Below are 17632 nucleotides of genomic sequence, written 5' to 3' on the forward strand. Positions count from 1 at the left end.
GCGCCTCCACGGACGTGAACGTGATCGCGCTCATCGGGGAGCGCGGCCGCGAGGAGGAGAACGAGTGGCACCCAGATCGCGAGGTAGAAGATGACGGGACGGATCAGGCGGCGGACCCGGTGCCACAACCAGGTTCGCCACGGTTCACCACGCGCGCACGCCGACGCGTACGAGAGCCGGTTCGCGATCGCCCCGGCCGCAAAGAAGAGTGGCATCACCTGCAACGCCCACGTGGCGATCTTGAACTCGGGAACCTCGGCGAGCAGATTGCCGACCGTCGGGGTCCCGTGGCGCCAGGTCACCACGGCCATGAGGATGTGCCCGAAGACGACGACGAGCAGGCTCCCGGCGCGCAGCAGATCGACCACGCGGTCTCGCGCCGGCGGCGTGTTCGGGACGGCCGAGCCGGCGCCGCGCCACAGGGCGACGCCCGGGATCAATCGAACCCCCGATCGGCTGGGAGGACGATCGTGGACGGCACCGACGCGGGCTTCGTCCACGGTCACCAGATCATCGTGGGGGCAGCGGCCCCGCTCGACCAGGGCCGAACGGCCTCGGACACGACTGGTGGATCCGCCTAGATGACGCGGATTCATGGGCGCGTGCGCTCCGCTCAGTGAGTAAATCGCGCCACTGAATCGCGCGACTGTCGGATCCGGCCTAGTTGGCGGAGCTCGCGGGCTCGGGCGCGGGGAGCTTCTTGCGCAGGTCGACGAACAAGATGCCCTTGTTCTCACCGGCGGGGTCGATGAAGTCCTCGTAGCGGTCGAGCTCGCCGCTCCGGTGCTGGTCGCCGTGGCAGTCGACAAAGCGGTCGATCTGGCCCTTCCACTTGATGTGGCAGTCTTTCGTGTCGGGGAGCAGGGTGGAGAGTGCGACGATGCTGCCGCGCTCCAAGGCGAACAGGATGCTCCGCTGGCCGCCGAACGGGTCGGGGAAGTAGTAGGGGCCCCCGTCGCGCAGGTCGGAACGCACGGAGCTCGCCAGCCCCGCCTGGAAGGGCTGGTAGTTCTTGGGTCCGCCCTCGCTGGTCGCGAAGAGGAGCACGACGGCGACGAGCACGCCCGCGACGAGCACGGCCGCGGTGGCCATGAGGAGGAGCCGGGTGTCGGATCGGTCGGGCGGCATGGCTCACAGTTTGTCAAGCCCAGGTCGATCCGCCACGATTGCGCCGACTTTCCGGAGGGACCTTCGTGGATTTGTTCGAGTACCAGGGCAAGCTGCTGTTCGCGCGCTACGGCATCCCGGTGTCGCCGGGCGCACCGGCCACCACCGTTGCGCAGGCCGTCGAGGAGGCCAACGGGCTGGGCTACCCCGTGGTGGTGAAGGCCCAGGTGCAGGTGGGCGGCCGCGGGAAAGCCGGCGGCATCAAGCTCGCCGCCGACGCGGCCGAAGCCCGCGCCCACGCCGAGGCGATTCTCGGCATGGACATCAAGGGCCACATCGTCGAGGTGGTCTGGATCGAGAAGGCGAGCGACATCGCCGAGGAGTACTACGCGTCGTTCACCCTCGACCGGGCCGCAAAGCTGCACCTGGGCATGCTGTCGGCGCAGGGTGGCGTGGAGATCGAGCAAGTCGCGGCCGAAAACCCGGACGCGATCGCGCGCATCCACGTGGATCCGGTCGACGGGTTGAGCGAGCCGCGATGCCGGGAGTGGGTCGAGGCGGCACGGTTGAACCCGCGAGCCACCGAGGGCGCGGTCGAGGTGCTCCTCAACCTGTACCGCGCGTACACGGAGGGTGACGCCGACCTCGTCGAGATCAACCCACTCATCCTCACTCCTGACGGGCGGGTGCACGCGCTCGACGCGAAGGTCACGCTCGACGACAACGCCGTGTTCCGACACCCCGACTACGTCGAGTACGACGCCACGCAGGTACGCGACACGCGCGAGCGGTTCGCGCACGAGCGCGGGCTGCAGTACGTGGGCCTCGACGGATCGGTCGGTGTGATCGCGAACGGCGCGGGGCTCGCGATGAGCACCGTCGACATCGTGAACCAGGTAGGTGGTTCGCCGGCGAACTTCCTCGACATCGGCGGCGGTGCAAATGCCGACGTGATGGCCGGCGCGCTCGAGGTGATTACGAGCGACGTCAATGTACGTTCGATCTTCATCAACATCTTCGGCGGGATCACGAAGGGCGAGGAAGTGGCGACTGGCATCGTGCAGGCGCTCGAACGCGTGCAGATCGACTCACCGATCGTGATCCGTCTCGACGGGACGAACGCCGACGAGGGGCGCGCGATCCTCGAACCACATCTGTCCGACAAGTTGCGCATGGAGCCGACGATGCTCGAGGCCGCGCGCCTCGTCGTGGAGCTTGCCAAATGAGCATCTTCGTCGACGAGAACACGTTGGTCGTCTACCAGGGTCTCACCGGTGGGCAGGGCAGCTTCTACGGTCCGCTGAACCGCGACTACGGCACCCAGGTCGTCGGCGGTACCAATCCGAAGAAGGCGGGCACCGACGTCGACGGCATCCCCGTGTTCGGCACCGTCGCCGAAGCGATCGAGGCGACCGGTGCCGACGCGTCGTGCATCTTCATCCCGGCGCCGGGCGTGCGCGCCGCGGTGATGGAAGCGGCCGAGGCCGGCATCGGGTTCATCGCATGCATCACCGAAGGCGTACCCGCGCACGACGAGGCGTGGTTCTACAACTTGCTGCGCCGCGATTTCCCGAACACGCGGCTGCTCGGCCCCAACTGCCCGGGGATCATCAGCCCCGGCAAGTGCAACATCGGCATCACGGCCGGCCACATCGCCAAGGCAGGTGGGCCAGTGGGTATCGTGAGCCGCTCCGGCACGCTCACCTACCAGGCGCTCTACGAGCTCAAGCAGAAAGACGTCGGCGTGACTACGTGCGTGGGCATCGGCGGCGACCCGGTCCCCGGCACGAGCTTCATCGACTGCCTGCGCGCGTTCGAAGCCGATCCCGAGACATCGGCCGTGATGATGATCGGCGAGATCGGCGGCTCGGCCGAGGAAGAAGCCGCCGAGTTCATCAAGGAGCACATGAGCAAGCCGGTCGTCGCGTACGTGGCCGGCGTGACCGCGCCGCCGGGCAAGAAGATGGGCCACGCGGGGGCGATCGTGTCGGGCGGGAAGGGCACGGCCGACGCGAAGATCGCGGCGCTGCGTGACGCCGGCGCGCAGGTGGGCCGGAACCCCACCGAAGCGGGCGAACTGATGGCCGAGGTCGTCGCCAAACTCTGACGACGGGTCTCTGAGTCCTACGCCGCCGCTTCGTCGGGCATCGGGAGTATGTCGCCACCGGGAGGTGTGGGTTCCGGCGGCGCGGGTTGGTCGTCGCCGTCGTTGGGCTCACCCAGCACCGGTGCGAGCCACCACGCGATCACTCCCAAACCCGCGGCGAATGCGAGCGCGATGCCGCCGACTCCCGCCGCGCTACTGGGTGCGATGTCGACGAGCACCGCGACGAGTCCGCCGAACACGGTGAGCACGCCGATCCAGGTGGTCGCGCGGCGCCGCTCGCCTTGCGCGCCGACGATGCCGACCACGGCGCCCGCGGCCACTGCGAGCAGACCACCCAGCAGCACGCTCTCGTTTCCCCCGAGGACGACCGCGCCGGTGATCGCCTCCAGCGCGCCCACCGCAATGAACGGCGTGGCCGCGCCCTCGAACTTCCTCCGGTCGAGCACCGTGCCGGCGCCGAGGAAGATGAGCCCGAGCACGAGTGCCACTGTGGCGGTGGAGTTGGTGGTGTCGTCGGCATTCGAGAACGACGAGTCGCCGGTGTTGAAGCCGAAGCCGTCGGTGCTCGAGCTTCCATTCGAGATCTCGCCCTGGAACGGCACGATGTTGTTGCTCTGACTTCCCGCCACCTCGAAGCTCAACCAGCTCGCGAAGAGGAGCAGCGTGCCCGCGAGGAAGATCGCCCGGCCTTTCGTCCAGGTGACGAGGTACAGCACGAGGTAACAGGCCAGGGTCAGCAGGTAGATCGCTCGTACATCGCCGCGGCCGCCGTTGCCGTCGCCGAGGAGTCCGAAGCCCCACACGAGCGGGATGCTGAGCACGAGGGCGGTGACGCATGCCGAGCGGATCGGCCCCGGGAGGACGAAGCCGACGGCCAATGCTGCGATCGCGAGCAGGGCGTCGAACGCGACGCCCGGTGCGGTCGGGTCGTCGCTGGTGACCTCCACGACGAACGCCACGATCGCCACCACTGCGAAGGCGCCCGCGGCCGCCCCGAGGACGTGGGCGAACCCGGGCGGTGGCCGGCGCTGCACGCGCCAACCAAGGCGTGGGATAGGAATCGCGGCTTCATCCATCGGTCAGCGCCCCCCGACCGTGCTGGCAGTGCTCAGGCTGTGGGCGGGGTTGCCCCTCCGTCTTTGCTTCCCCCGAGGCCACCCGGCAGCTCGCCGGCCTCCTTGCTGTTGAGGAAGGCCCCCACCACGAGGCCCGCGGAAGAGAGCAGCCCGAGGAAGATGCCGATCTTGCGCTCCTTCGAGACGCCGCTGCCGCTGAGGTCGACACCGCCCGTTCCCGGACCCACGATCACCTTGATGAGGATGAAGACGAACGACGCGATGGCGATCCCCAAGATGATGTGTCCCCACTTGACCGAACCCAGCTCTGGAAGGGAGACCTCTCGCATCTTCAACACGACGTAGACCACGCAGGCGACGCCGAGGACCACCGCCAGCCAGCACAGCGTGAACTTCCACGCACTGCCCGAGGTTGAGATCGGGCCGTACGAGAAGCCGAGCCAGGGGAAGAAGGAGAAGATCAGCAGGAGGATCCCGCTCGCTCCCATGATCTTGTCGCCAAGCGTCAATTTGTTCAGGTCCATGCCCGTCCTCCGACAGCCGCGACTGGATGAGCCGCTTGGGCGTTGCGATCATCTGATCACGCGGCGCGCCGGAGCGCAAGGACCCTCGGGGACCGCCGTCGCCGCAGTCGCTCGGCTACGTTGCGGTCGTGAGGCGGATCGGAGTGCTGGCGTCGGGCACCGGCACCATTCTGCACGCCCTCCTGGCCGCCGACCTCCCGATTGTCGTGGTGCTGGTCGACCGCGAATGCGCCGCGATCGAGATCGCGCGCTCGGCCGGCATCACCGTCGAGATCGTGGAGCGTACGAGCTTCGGGAAGAACTTCGACCGCGTCGCCTATACGAACGACGTCGTCGATGCGCTCACGCGGCACCGCGTCGACCTCGTCGCCATGGCCGGGTTCGGCACGATCCTCGACAAGCCGGTGTTCGACGCGTTCCCCGATCGCATCTTCCTCACGCACCCGGCGCTCCTCCCGGCATTCAAGGGCTGGCACGCGGTCGACGACGCGCTCGCGGCGGGCGTGAAGGTCACCGGCTGCACCGTGCTCTTCGCACGCCTCGAGGTCGACGAGGGTCCGATCATTGCGCAGGAGGCGGTGCGCGTGCTCGACGACGACACCGCCGAGACCCTGCACGAGCGCATCAAGGAAGTGGAGCGACGCCTCTACCCCGAGGTTCTGCGCCGATTCGCCGACGAGGACGCTTGATGCGCGCACTGCTCTCGGTGTGGGACAAGACCGGCCTGGTCGACTTCGCCCGCGGGTTGCACGAGCTCGGCTGGGAACTGGTGGGCTCGTCGAGTACGGCGCGCGCGATCGACGAAGCGGGCATTCCGGTGATGCACCTCGCCGACGTCACCGGCTTTCCGGAGATGCTCGACCACCGCGTGGTCACGCTCCACCCGAAGGTCCACGGAGGGATCCTCGCCGATCGTGGCAAGGCGTCCCACGTCGCCGACCTCGAGCAGTACGACATCGCGCCGTTCGACATGGTCGTCAGCAACCTCTACCCGTTCCGCGAGTCACCCGACATCGAGACCATCGACATCGGCGGGCCGGCCATGACGCGCGCCGCCGCGAAGAACCACGCGTGGGTGGCCATCGTCACCGACCCCGCGCAGTACCCCGACGTGCTTGCGGAGCTCCGCGAGCAGGGCGCGCTGAGCAACGGCACGCGCCGCGCGCTCGCGCTGGAAGCATTCGCGCGGACTGCCGCGTACGACGCCGCGATCGTGGCCTGGCTCCAACGCGACGACGCGCTGCCCGAGCACCTCGTGCTCGCGCTCGATCGCACCGGCGAGGCGCTCCGTTACGGCGAGAACCCGCATCAACAGGCCGCGCGGTACCGCACCGCCGGCACCACGAGCTGGTGGGACGGCGTGGTGCAGCACAGCGGCCTCGCGCTCTCGTATCTCAACCTCTATGACGCCGACGCGGCATGGAACATCGCGCACGATCTGGGGGCTCAGCCCACGTGCGCCATCATCAAGCACGCCAACCCGTGTGGTGTCGCGGTCGCCGACGACATCGCGACCGCGTATCATCGCGCGCTGGAGTGCGACGAACGCTCCGCGTTCGGAGGGATCGTCGCGCTGAACCGGCCGATCGACGCCGCCACCGCGGAGCGCATGGTCGCCGGCCCGCAGGCCGACGTCGTGATCGCCCCCGGCTATGCGGAGGGCACGCTCGAGGCGCTCCGCAAGAAGCGCAGGAATACGCGTTTACTCGTTGCGCCTCCGCCGGAACCGCCGGCGCTCGACATCCGGCAGATCTCCGGTGGCTTCCTCGTGCAAACTCCGCACGAGTTCATCGCGGCGCGCGACGACTGGCGCGTCGTCACCAAGCGCGCGCCCACCGAGGCGGAGTGGCGCGATGCGGCGCTCGCGTGGCGCATCTGCGGGCACGTGAAGTCGAACGCGATCGTGCTCGTGAAAGACGGCCAGGCCGTCGGTATCGGCGCGGGCCAGCAGAACCGCGTGCAGTCGGGTGAGATCGCGGCCGAGAAAGCCGCGGGCCGCGCCGCGGGTGGCGCGTGCGCGTCTGACGCGTTCTACCCGTTTCCCGACGGGGTCGAGGCAGCAGCGGCCGCGGGCGTCGCGGTGGTGGTGCAACCGGGTGGTTCGGTCGGCGACGAGAAGGTGATCGAAAAGGCCGACGAGCTCCGGCTCGCGATGGTCTTCACTGGCGAGAGGCATTTCTTGCACTGATGGTGCGCGACCGATGACAGCCAAGTTGATGCCGGGTGGGCCGGTGGCCGACGCCGTGTTCGAGGAATTGAAGCCGCGCATCGACGCGCTCACCGCTTTGGGCCACCAGATCGGGCTCGGCACCATCCTCGTGGGCGACGAGTCGGCGAGCGTTCGATACGTCGGGATGAAGATGAGCCGCGCGCAAGAGTTCGGCTGGGCGTCGCCGCACATCCACCTGTCCGAGGACGCGACGCAGGCCGACGTCGTCGCCGCGATCCGTGAGTTCAACGACGACTCGGGAGTGGACGCGTTCCTCGTGCAGCACCCGACGCCTCCTCAAATCGATTACGACGCTGCGCTGCTCGAGATGGATCCCGACAAAGACGTCGACGGCATGCACCCGGTGAACATGGGGCGGCTCGCGATGTCGATACCCGGGCCGGTGCCCTGCACCCCGGCAGGGATCGAAGCGTTGCTCGCGCACTACGAGATCCCCGTCGCCGGACACGAGGTGTGCATCCTCGGTCGGGGGTACACGCTCGGTCGTCCGCTCGCGTTGCTGCTCTCACAGAAGCGGCCAACCGCCAATGCCGCGGTCACCGTCGTGCACACGGGTGTGCCCGACTGGCCGCGCTACACGCAGCGCGCCGAGATCGTGGTCGCCGCCGCGGGAGTTCCGGGCATCTTGCAGCCCGAGCACATCACGGCGGGGTCGGTGGTGGTGGGAGGCGGCGTGCGCTACGAGGGCCGCAAGCTGCTCCCCGACGTCGACGAGCGCTGCGAGGAGGTCGCGGGCGCAATCACACCGCGTGTTGGCGGCGTCGGACCTACGACGATCGCGATGCTGTTCCGCAATGCGGTCGAAGCCGCCGAGCGCCGCGCGTCGTGAGTGCCGAACCCGTACCGACTGGCCGGGCGGAGCAGGTCTGCCCGTTGTGTGGCGCACCGATCGCACCGTCGGCCATGCGCTGCGAGTCGTGCGGGATGACGCTCGCCGGCGGGGGCGACCGCCCCGGCCTCTTCACGCGCCGCACGCTCTGGTTGTGGGCCGGTGCCTTGTTCGTGATCTACCTGGTCGTGCTCACCGTCGTCGCGACCGTCCACGACTGACCTCGACTGACCCGCGCGACTCGGTCGCCGGTACGATGAGCCGGTTTTCCGTTCAGGCACGGAGCCGGCCTTCCACCGAGTAGGAGCAGGTTGATGCCCGAGAAGATCACGCTGACCGACGGCCGGCTCAACGTTCCCGAAGAGCCCATCATCCCCTTCATCGAGGGCGACGGCACCGGCGTCGACATCTGGCCGGCCGCGCAACTCGTGATGGACGCCGGCGCGGCGAAATTCGGCAAGAAGATCGAGTGGAAGGAAGTCCTGGCGGGCGAGAAAGCCTTCAACGAGACCGGCGAGTGGCTTCCCCAGGCGACCGTCGACACGTTCTCGGAGTACCTGATCGGCATCAAGGGCCCGCTCACCACGCCGATCGGCGGCGGGATCCGCAGCCTCAACGTGGCGTTGCGCCAGCTCCTCGACCTCTACGTGTGTCTGCGCCCGGTGCGCTGGTTCACGGGTGTGCCGTCTCCGGTAAAGCACCCCGAGAAGGTCGACATGGTGATCTTCCGCGAGAACACCGAAGACATCTATGCCGGGCTCGAGGTGGAGGAAGGCACACCCGAGGCGCGCAAGCTGATCCAGCTCCTGCACGAGAACCTCGGCTGGGACATCCGCGCCGACTCGGGCATCGGCATCAAGCCGATCTCGATCTACGGATCGAAACGACTCATCCGCGCCGCGATCGAGTATGCAGTCGCGAAGAAGCGCTCGAGTGTCACGATGGTCCACAAGGGCAACATCCAGAAGTTCACCGAAGGCGCGTTCCGCAACTGGGGCTACGAGCTCGTGCGTGAAGAGTTCTCCGACGTCGCCGTCGGCTGGGACGACTGCGGTGGCGATCCTGGCGGCAAGATCCTGGTGAAGGACGCGATCGCCGACATCACACTCCAGCAGGTGCTCACGCGGCCCGACGAGTTCGACGTGATCGCGACCACGAACCTGAATGGCGACTACCTGTCCGACGCGCTCGCCGCCCAGGTCGGCGGCATCGGGATCGCGCCCGGCGGCAACATCAACTACGTCACCGGTCACGGCATCTTCGAGGCAACGCACGGCACCGCACCGAAGTACGCGGGGCAGGACAAGGTGAACCCCGGATCGCTGCTGTTGTCGGGCGTGATGATGTTCGAGCATCTCGGTTGGGAAGACGCCGCCGACGCGATCGTGCGTGCACTCGAGGCCACCATCGCCGAGAAGATCGTCACTTACGACTTCGCCCGTCTCATGGACGACGCCACCGAGGTCAAGACGTCGGAGTTCGCGCAAGCCATCGTCGACCGCTTGTAAGGGAATGGGGTGCTGCTCGCCGAGCTGAACGTGCGTCACACGCGGAGGCACATGCCCACGCGACGCGTGGCGCTCGACGACGGCTACCTGCCCACGAGCGGTTCGGCGTTCGGCGGCGCGCTGCTCGGCGCGGTGATCGCCGAGCACGTACCGGGGCTCGACGAAGAGCAGTTGGACGCGTTGAGTCGACTCGCCGACGCCGCACGTGACGGCCTCACGGTGCCGCGCATCGCGTTGCGCTACCGGCTCCAGACCGACACGCACGGCCTCGATCTCTCGCGACACCGGATCATCAGCGCCGACGTCGAAGCCGGCTCCCCGCGCCCGGTCCTCGAGCTCGACCGGCACGGTCCACCGGCGCCGCAGGTGATCGGCGCGCTGATGGCGTCGGCCGCCCTGCCACCGTCGGGCCGCCGCGTCGCGTTCCGCTTCGTCGACGCCGCGGTCGCGCGCCCCGGGTTCCTCCCCGAGGGCCTCGAGGTGCGGCGCATGTTCGAGGGCCTGCCCGGGCTGCGGCCGTTCCCGCCCGGTGCGCGGGCGCCGGTTTCGGGCACCGCCGACGAGTGGCGCGGGGTGCCGTCGGAGCGGCGTTGGGCGATGGAGGTGCTGGGTCTGCGTTCGGGCATGCTCGTCGAGCGCGACGACGTGCAGAAGCGGTTCCGCCGCCTCGTGCGCCTCGCACATCCCGACCACGGCGCCGGGAGCGCGGGTGCCGCGGAGCGCATCGCCGAGCTCGCCGACGCGCGCGAGTTGCTGCTCGGCCTCGCCGACTCGGCGGACGCGCGACCGGCGGGATAGCTTCACAAACCATGGCAGCTACTCCGGTCCACGTCACCGTCAGCGGCGCGAGCGGCAACGTCAGCTACGCGCTGCTCACTCGCATCGCGAGCGGCCAACTCCTCGGGCACGACCAACCAGTGGTGCTCCGTCTGCTCGACATCGAGCCCGCGATGGGCGCGCTCGAGGGAGTGGTGATGGAGCTCGAGGACGGCGCGCATCCACTGCTCGCCGGGATCGAGGCCACCTCCGACCCGAAGCACGCGTTCGCCGGTGCGTCGTGGGTGCTGCTCGTCGGCTCCATCCCGCGCAAGGAGGGCATGGAGCGCGGCGACCTCCTCAAGATCAACGGCGGCATCTTCGGGCCGTACGGCGCGGCGATCAACGAGCACGCGGCGAGCGACGTGCGGGTCCTGGTTGTCGGCAATCCGTGCAACACGAACTGTCTGATCGCCCGTTCGCACGCGCCCGATATCCCGGCCAGCCGCTGGTTCGCGATGACGCGGCTCGATGAGAACCGGGCGCGCACGCAACTCGCGAAGAAGGCCGGCGTGCACCACGCCGAGGTGACGAACATGGCTATCTGGGGCAACCACTCCGCCACGCAGTTCCCCGACTTCGTGCACGCGCGGATCGGCGGCCGCCCGGTGCCCGAGGTAATCACCGATCGTGCGTGGCTCGAAGGCGAGTTCATCGAGACGATCCAGAAGCGCGGCGCCGCGATCATCGCCAAGCGCGGCCAGTCGTCGGCGACCTCGGCGGCGCAGGCGATCATCGACTCGGTGAACAGCATCCACATGCCCACGCCCGCCGACGACTTCCACTCGCTTGTCGTGATGAGCTCGGGTGAGTACGGGGTTCCCGAGGGTCTGCAATTCGGCTTCCCCGTGCGAAGCGATGGCACGTCTTGGTTGGTCGTGGAAGGCATCGAGCACGACGACTTCGCGAAGTCGAAGATCGATGCCACGATCGCGGAGCTCGTCGAGGAGCGCGACGAAGTCCGCGACCTGCTCGGGAGCTGATGGCGCGGTACGCGCTCACGTTCGAGCAGTCCGACGGCGTGAACGGCGCGGCACAGCTCGACCTGTTCGGTGATCACGCGTCGTACTGGGTCTACCTCGATCTCCGCGACGACGGCTTTGTTGCCATCCGGCACGACGACGTGCCCCTGCCGCGCGGCTCGCTGCTGGAGGTGCGGGCCGACGGCCTCTGGGCGGAGCTCGTGTGCGAGGTGCCGGGCGAACACTGGAGCTTCGGGTTGGAGGCCTTCGGCCTGCGACTCGACGACCGCGACGAAGCGCGCACGGCCGAGGTCGGCGAGCGGGTGCCGGTGGGTTTCGACCTGGAGTGGGACACCGGCAAGGTGATCGGCGAGCTGCTGGTAGGGAAGGCCCGCAATCCCTTCGACGGGCGCGGCGCGTTCGAGCAGGTCACGGGCGAGCCGGTCGTGCGGACTTGGGCCGACTTTCTCGAGCTACCCCGCTGAGCAGCGCGTGCCCAGCGCGGGCATCACCCTGTCGATCAGGTACGCGTCGACCGCGTCGTCGATGCACGTGCTGCGGCCGGACCCGTAGGCCGTGTGCTCGGTGCTCTCGAAGGTGAGGAGCCCGGACCCGGCGATGCGGGAGACCATCGTGCCCGCTCCCGCATAGGGCGTGGCCGGGTCGCCCGTGGTACCGACCACGAGGATCGGAGCCGAACCCGTGACCCGCACGTCACCGAGCTTGTCGCCGTGGGCCGGCTTCGGCATGCCCGCGCAGCCCGAGACCGCCCAGCCCCCACCCCACGGCGGGAGCTCCGACTGGAAGCGCGCGACATCGGCGAGCTCGAGCGCGGCGCTGCGCGGCTTGGGGTCGGGGCGGTCGACGCAGCTGATCACCGCGTTCGCCTCCACCAGCGAGGCCCACGTGCCGTCGATGTTGCGGCCGAGACGGCTGTCGGCAAGCGACAGCAACGGCCCGGCGTCGTCGTACGCTCCGGCGCGGAGCACACGACCGAGAGCCGGCCAACCGCGCGACTCGTCGTAGAGCATCGCGATCACCGCGGTTACGAAGAGGCTCGCGGTGAGCATCCCGGTACGCGTCTCGCCGTTCACCGTGTACTCAGCGGGTATCGGGCTCGCGTTCACTCGATCGAGCAATTGTGTGAACGTGTCGCGTGGTGCGCCCGCGTCGCGCAGCGCGCACGTCGTGTTCTCCTCGCACCACCCGAGGAAGGCCTCGAGCGCTTGCATGAAGCCCTGGGCCTGTTGGTGTGCGTAGGCGAGTTGCCCCAGCCAGTAGTCGGGTGGGGCGTCGAGGACCATGGCGCGCACCGCGGTGGGGAACATCTGTGCATAGGTCATCCCGAGCACTGTTCCGTACGAGAACCCGAGGTAGTTGAGCGTCGGCTCCCCGAGCGCAATTCGGATCGCCTCGAGGTCGCGCGCCGAGTTGCGTGTACCGATCTGGCCCGCATACGCGCCGCTGCGTTCGGTGCACCCTCGCGCGAAGGCGCGGTTGTAGCGACGCACGACCTTGAGCGTCTCGGCACTGTCCGGAACCGCGGGTGCCGCGGTTCCGAGGTCGAGGAACGCGTCGTCCACGCAGTCGACGGCGCGGGACGCGCCCGTACCCCGCGGATCCCAGCTCACGAGGTCGAAGCGCGCCTCCACCACGTCGGGCAACCGCCACACCAAGGTGCGGACGTATCCGGTACCGCCGACCCCCGGCCCACCCGGGTTGACGAGCAGCGCGCCCAGCCGCTCGTCGGGCGCCGTCGCGGGACGGCGAATCAGCGCGAGACCGACCGTGTCACCGGCTGGCTTCCTCCAGTCGACGGGCACCGTAAGCGTGGCGCACTGCCAGCCGTCGCCGCAGTCGGACCACGCGATGTTCGTGTCGAACGCGGGAAGCGGCGGCCAAATGTGTGGTGCCGCGCGGGCGGGAAGTGATGCGGACGTCGTCACGAGCGCGACCGCGAGCACACCGATGACGATCGCGCGCATCCGTGCCGGGCTCATACAAGCTCCGCGGCCACAGCCTGCGTGTAGGCGCACACTTCGCGCTCGCGCTCGGAGTCGGACCACCCGAGCTCGGGTGCCAGCAGCTCCGCGACCGCGGGCGCGGCATCCGCCGATGCCGAGCGTGAGAGCACACGCGCGCGGGTTCGCCGCGCGAGCACGTCGTCGAGCGTGAGTGCCATCTCGTGACGCACCGCGTACACGGCCTCGGCGCGGAGATACGCGAGACCGCGCACGAGCGGCTCGCCGAGCGCAGGATCGGCGTCGACCAGCGCGCGGACGGCGGCGGACTCGGTGCCGTAGCGACCAGTGAGGTGGTCGACGCCGGCCGCACCGGGTTCGATTCCGTCACCGCCGAACAGCCGAAGGTGCCGAGTGGCCGACTGTGCGCCGGCTCCGTGCCGGAAGGGAGAGCCGGTATCGCCGAGGACGCGGACCGCGGCGTCGACCGCGTCGGCGGCCATGCGCCGGTACGTCGTGAGCTTCCCTCCGGTCACGGTGACCACACCGCTCGGCGCCACCCGCACCGCGTGCCGGCGCGACAGGTCGGCGGTGCGAGCGCGGCGCGCGGTCGCGAGGAGGGGCCGCAGCCCGGCCCACGAGCCCACGATGTCGGCCGGCTCGGCGCCGACGTTGGTGATCCCGTTCAGCGCGTCGAGGAGGTAGGCCGCGTCGGTCTCGGTGCACTGCGGGTCGTCGAGGGATCCGTCGTACTCCGTGTCGGTCGTTCCGACGTAGGTGTGCCCGTCCCACGGGATCACGAACACCGAGCGGTCGTCGCGTGCCGACGGGACGATCGCAGCGACGTCGTTGCGCACGAGCTCCCACGGCACGGTGATGTGCACGCCCTTGGCCGGGCGAATCGAGGCCGGATGCACGCCCTCGTCGAGCGCCCGCACGTCGTCGCCCCATACGCCGGTCGCGTTGACGACTGCGCGCGCACGGACCGTGAGCTCGTCGTGCCCCGCGCGGATCCGCGCGCCGACGACGCGGCTCCCGTGGCGCTCGAACGACACGACCTCGGCGTAGTTCAGCGCGACCGCTCCGTGCGCGACGGCAGTACGCGCGATCGCGAGCGTGAGCCGCGCATCGTCGGCGTGCGCGTCGTAGTAGAGGTACGCGCCCGCCAGGCGGTCGCGGTTGAGGGTGGGGAACCGGGCGAGCGCGTCGTCGACGCGCACGCGATGGTGGCGCTTGCCGATCCGCAGACCACCGGTGAGGTCGTACATCCACAGCGCGCTGCCGAGCACCGGGGCCAACCTGCGGTCGACGCGGCCACCACTGGTGAGGATCGGCACGAGAAACGGGAGCACCCGCACGAGGTGCGGCGCGTTCTCGAGCATCCGCTGCCGCTCGGCGAGTCCTTCGTAGACCAGGCGGAACTCGTGCTGGTCGAGGTAGCGGAGCCCGCCGTGCACGAGTTTGGAGCTGCGCGAGCTGGTGCCGGACGCGAAGTCGTGCCGTTCGACGAGCGCGGTTCGGAGACCGCGGCTGGCAGCGTCGAGCGCGACGCCCGCTCCGGTGATCCCGCCACCCACCACGAGCAGGTCGAAGTCGGTGTTGCCCAACCGGTGCAACGCGTCGGCGCGCTCGAAGCGCGGACGATCGGCAGTTGGCACCGCTTCAGGCTACCGGCCCCTCACACTCGAACTTGCGTCAGCAGAGGGCGCTATACGCCGTTTGTTGACGCAAGTTTGCGGCGCGTGCGTGGTGCGGAACGCCAGGTGAGCAACAGCGCGCCGAGGAACACCGCGACGACGCCGATGCCGATCGCCAACATCTCGGGGAGCACGTCGTCGGCGTCGGTACCGGCGGTGAGCAGGTGGACGGTGACCACGGCGAAGAGCGCGTAGCTGAGGAGATGGGTCCCGCGCCATACGCGCGCGGGGAGGTGCAGGCGGAGCAGCGACGTCACTTCGATCGTCACGAGCAGGTACATGCCCACGATGCCCCACGCCACTGCGAGCGGGTGCCAGCTCGCTGCCATCGGCACGAGCACGTCGGCGAGATCGAAGTGCACGAAGTTGTCGGCGACGACGGCCAGTACGTGCGCGCCGGTGAACACGATCGCCAGGGCGCCCAGGTACCGGTGCACCGACAGCATCCACGCCGACGTCACGCGCCGACCGAACGTGCGCATCGCGAACAGCAAGCCCCAGACGCTCGACGCCACGATCAGCCCCCATGCGACGAGCCCGCCCGCGCGCGTGACATACCACCAGAAGTGGCTCGCCATCAGCTCCCACCGGTCGTCGTGTGCGCGACCGGCGTCGAGCTCACGCTCGGCGTGTGCGTTGGCGCACTCGACCCGTCGGTGGCAGCCATGACTGCGGCGAGCGCTCCCAGGAGCGCGATGCTCACGGCGGCCGCGACGACACGGCCGCGCACACCGATGGTCCCGCGTGCTGCCATCACGACATTGTCACGGGTTGGGATGAGGCGGTGCTGAAGGGGACGTGAAGAAAGCGCGCGGCGTCACCCAACGACGCCGGGGGAACCGTCATCGGTCTCGATCGGAAGATCCGCGGCTTCCCACGCTCGCATGCCGCCGCTCACGTTCACGATGTCGAAGCCGGCGCCGATCAGCGCCTCGGCGACCGCTCGCGAGCGGCCGCCCGAACGGCAGATGGCGACGACGCGCCGATCGCTCGGGATCTCGTCGATGCGCTCGGGCACCTCGCGCATCGGGACGTGCGTTGCAGTGGGCGCGTGGCCCGCCTGCCACTCGTCGGCCTCGCGTACGTCGAGCAACAGCGCACCGGCCGCCAGGAGCGCCGCCGTCTCTTCGGGTGTCACCTCGGGTACTTCGACTGTCATCGTTGGTGAGCCCTCGCTGCTCCCGGAAGCCGACCCCGTGCCTGAACGGAGAGCCGGCACGGAAGTGGGGAGGTGCGCGCCCGACCAGGCACCGTACCCGCCGACGAGATCGGACACGTCCTGGATGCCCGCCGCCCGCAGCACGCTCGCCGCAATCGCCGACCGGTAGCCGCTCATGCAGTAGACGACGGTTGGCCGGTCGCGCTCGAGGCTTCCCATGGTGTCGACCAAAGTGGCGAGCGGCATCTCCACGGCCCCCGGCAGCACGCCGGCCTTGGTCTCGCCGGGGTTGCGGATATCGACGAGCTGCAGACCGGGCTCGAGTCCGCGGACCTCCGCGAGCTGCTCGATGGTGAGGCGAGAGCTGCGTTCGGCGAGGTCGACTCGTTGCGCGAGCACGTTGCTCGCGTCGCGGAGCTGCCCGGCGACGCGATCGAAGCCGATGCGTGCGAGCCGGATCTTCGTCTCGTGCGCGGTCGCGGGATCGCCGACGAGCACGATGTCACGGTTGGGGTCGAGTACGTCGCCTGCCCACTCCGCGAACCGGCCCTGCAGCCCGACGACGATCGCGCCGCGCAGATGACCGGCCGCGAAGTCGAAGGGCTCGCGCGTGTCGAGCAGCATCGCGCCGGCTTGGTGGAGCGCAAGGACGTCGTCGAGCGAGAGCTCCGGCGGCGGTTCGTCCTCGTCGAGCAAGGGCCGCAGCTGCCGGTTGCGGGACGCGTCGAACTCGAAGTAGTGCGGGCGCACCGGCTGCCCTTCGGTGACGACGGCAACGAACGCTGCTTCCGTCATCGGCGCGAGCGCGTAGTTGAATGCGCGCTGTTCACCGATCGTGGAGCTCGTCTCGTTGGAGAGTTGCTTGCCGCACGACGATCCCGCGCCGTGCGCCGGGTACACACGCGTCGTGTCGGGAAGTCGCAACAACTCATCGTGCAACGAGTGGTAGAGCTGCCGCCCCAGTACCTCGGCGGTGAGTCCGCTCCCGGCCGAGGCGAGCAAGTCGGGCCGCCCGACGTCGCCCACGAACAGCGTGTCGCCGGTGAGCACGCCATAGGGCACCGCGTCGTCCGCGTGCTCGTAGACGACCACGCAGATCGACTCCGGCGTGTGACCGGGCGTTGCGAGCACCTCGAGCGTGACGTTGCCGAGGGAGAGGCGCTGGCGATCGTGGAGTGGCTCGATCGGGAAGTCGACCACGGCCGCCTCGCCGAACGAGATGCCCGCACCGGTGTGCGCCGCGAGCTCGAGGTGACCGCTCAGGAAGTCGGCGTGGAGGTGGGTCTCGATGACCCGTTCGATGGTGAGCCCGGCCGCCGCCGCGTCGGCGAGGTACCCGCCGACATCGCGCTGCGGATCGACGACCACGGCCCGCCCCGAGGTCTCGTCACCCACGAGGTAGGAGGCGTGCGAGAGGCACTCCAGGTAGTACTGCTCGAAGATCATCGTCGGCCCGAGCCTTTGTTCAACCTTTGCCCGACTTTCCTTGACCCACCGGGTACCGTGTGACAGATTTCACTTTAAGTAGTCGTGTACTCGCTCTGAGTGAACGCCCGCCCCCACGGGCTACTCGGGGCCTTTCCAGGCAGGAGAGGGGCCCATGCTAGTGTAGTGTCCTTGATTTGAGCGCGCGGTTGTGGGATGGTTGGTCATGGC

The 17632-nt window shown here is 69.1% G+C and carries 19 protein-coding genes; 10 read left to right on the forward strand and 9 right to left on the reverse strand.

From position 1 onward, the window contains the following. Positions 1-506: acyltransferase (locus WD271_13970; protein ID MEX1008936.1), on the reverse strand; the 506-nt coding region annotated here is incomplete at its 3' end. 154 nt (positions 507-660) lie between these two features. Beyond that, positions 661-1128, reverse strand: coding sequence for a hypothetical protein (locus tag WD271_13975; protein MEX1008937.1), 468 nt, complete (start codon positions 1126-1128; stop codon positions 661-663). 65 nt (positions 1129-1193) lie between these two features. On the opposite strand from WD271_13975, the gene sucC reads away from it, so the two are divergent. Both sucC and sucD read left to right on the forward strand, forming a co-directional pair. After that, positions 1194-2333 (forward strand): ADP-forming succinate--CoA ligase subunit beta, encoded by a 1140-nt coding sequence (sucC, locus tag WD271_13980; GenBank protein MEX1008938.1) that lies wholly within the window; start codon positions 1194-1196, stop codon positions 2331-2333. Further along, positions 2330-3214: a succinate--CoA ligase subunit alpha gene (sucD, locus tag WD271_13985; GenBank protein ID MEX1008939.1), complete on the forward strand. Its 885-nt coding sequence runs from the start codon at positions 2330-2332 to the stop codon at positions 3212-3214. Before sucC ends, sucD begins: the two co-directional genes overlap by 4 nt. 17 nt (positions 3215-3231) lie before the next feature. Here the strand turns inward: sucD and WD271_13990 are convergent, their stop codons facing one another. Together WD271_13990 and WD271_13995 are read right to left on the reverse strand one after the other, a co-directional pair. Beyond that, complete coding sequence (locus WD271_13990) at positions 3232-4248, reverse strand: hypothetical protein (protein MEX1008940.1); 1017 nt, start codon at positions 4246-4248, stop codon at positions 3232-3234. Between the two features lie 74 nt (positions 4249-4322). Beyond that, positions 4323-4814: a hypothetical protein gene (locus tag WD271_13995; protein MEX1008941.1), complete on the reverse strand. Its 492-nt coding sequence runs from the start codon at positions 4812-4814 to the stop codon at positions 4323-4325. Between the two features lie 128 nt (positions 4815-4942). Here WD271_13995 and purN point away from each other — a divergent pair, with 128 nt between their 5' ends. From purN to WD271_14035, 8 genes are all read left to right on the forward strand, one after another. After that, complete coding sequence (gene purN / locus WD271_14000; GenBank protein MEX1008942.1) at positions 4943-5503, forward strand: phosphoribosylglycinamide formyltransferase; 561 nt, start codon at positions 4943-4945, stop codon at positions 5501-5503. Continuing rightward, positions 5503-7002 carry a bifunctional phosphoribosylaminoimidazolecarboxamide formyltransferase/IMP cyclohydrolase gene (gene purH, locus WD271_14005; protein MEX1008943.1) on the forward strand — a complete coding sequence of 500 codons (1500 nt, stop codon included), beginning with the start codon at positions 5503-5505 and terminating at the stop codon, positions 7000-7002. The genes purN and purH overlap by 1 nt, the downstream gene beginning before the upstream one ends. Before the next feature lie 13 nt (positions 7003-7015). Beyond that, a complete protein-coding gene (locus WD271_14010) occupies positions 7016-7873 on the forward strand; it encodes a tetrahydrofolate dehydrogenase/cyclohydrolase catalytic domain-containing protein (GenBank protein MEX1008944.1) in 858 nt (285 codons plus the stop codon). Beyond that, a complete protein-coding gene (locus WD271_14015) occupies positions 7870-8094 on the forward strand; it encodes a hypothetical protein (GenBank protein MEX1008945.1) in 225 nt (74 codons plus the stop codon). Before WD271_14010 ends, WD271_14015 begins: the two co-directional genes overlap by 4 nt. A 93-nt stretch (positions 8095-8187) precedes the next feature. Then, complete coding sequence (gene icd, locus WD271_14020) at positions 8188-9381, forward strand: NADP-dependent isocitrate dehydrogenase (protein MEX1008946.1); 1194 nt, start codon at positions 8188-8190, stop codon at positions 9379-9381. A 51-nt stretch (positions 9382-9432) separates the two neighbouring features. Beyond that, complete coding sequence (locus tag WD271_14025; protein ID MEX1008947.1) at positions 9433-10179, forward strand: J domain-containing protein; 747 nt, start codon at positions 9433-9435, stop codon at positions 10177-10179. Positions 10180-10190: 11 nt separating this feature from the next. Further along, positions 10191-11180, forward strand: coding sequence for a malate dehydrogenase (locus tag WD271_14030; GenBank protein MEX1008948.1), 990 nt, complete (start codon positions 10191-10193; stop codon positions 11178-11180). Further along, positions 11180-11644, forward strand: coding sequence for a hypothetical protein (locus WD271_14035; protein ID MEX1008949.1), 465 nt, complete (start codon positions 11180-11182; stop codon positions 11642-11644). The genes WD271_14030 and WD271_14035 overlap by 1 nt, the downstream gene beginning before the upstream one ends. Here WD271_14035 and WD271_14040 read toward each other — a convergent pair. The 5 genes from WD271_14040 to WD271_14060 form a co-directional block, all read right to left on the reverse strand. Further along, positions 11633-13159 carry an alpha/beta hydrolase gene (locus WD271_14040; protein MEX1008950.1) on the reverse strand — a complete coding sequence of 509 codons (1527 nt, stop codon included), beginning with the start codon at positions 13157-13159 and terminating at the stop codon, positions 11633-11635. The two genes, WD271_14035 and WD271_14040, sit on opposite strands and share 12 nt — an antisense overlap. Beyond that, positions 13156-14778 (reverse strand): glycerol-3-phosphate dehydrogenase/oxidase, encoded by a 1623-nt coding sequence (locus tag WD271_14045; GenBank protein ID MEX1008951.1) that lies wholly within the window; start codon positions 14776-14778, stop codon positions 13156-13158. The genes WD271_14040 and WD271_14045 overlap by 4 nt, the downstream gene beginning before the upstream one ends. Before the next feature lie 50 nt (positions 14779-14828). Further along, positions 14829-15395: a ferric reductase-like transmembrane domain-containing protein gene (locus tag WD271_14050; GenBank protein MEX1008952.1), complete on the reverse strand. Its 567-nt coding sequence runs from the start codon at positions 15393-15395 to the stop codon at positions 14829-14831. After that, entirely contained in the window at positions 15395-15571 is a 177-nt protein-coding gene (locus WD271_14055; protein MEX1008953.1) for a hypothetical protein, read from the reverse strand. The genes WD271_14050 and WD271_14055 overlap by 1 nt, the downstream gene beginning before the upstream one ends. Positions 15572-15634: 63 nt before the next feature. Then, positions 15635-17422, reverse strand: coding sequence for an MBL fold metallo-hydrolase (locus WD271_14060; protein MEX1008954.1), 1788 nt, complete (start codon positions 17420-17422; stop codon positions 15635-15637). Positions 17423-17632: the final 210 nt, after the last annotated feature.

This window comes from Acidimicrobiia bacterium, assembly GCA_040880805.1.
GTDB lineage: Bacteria > Actinomycetota > Acidimicrobiia > IMCC26256 > DASPTH01 > DASPTH01.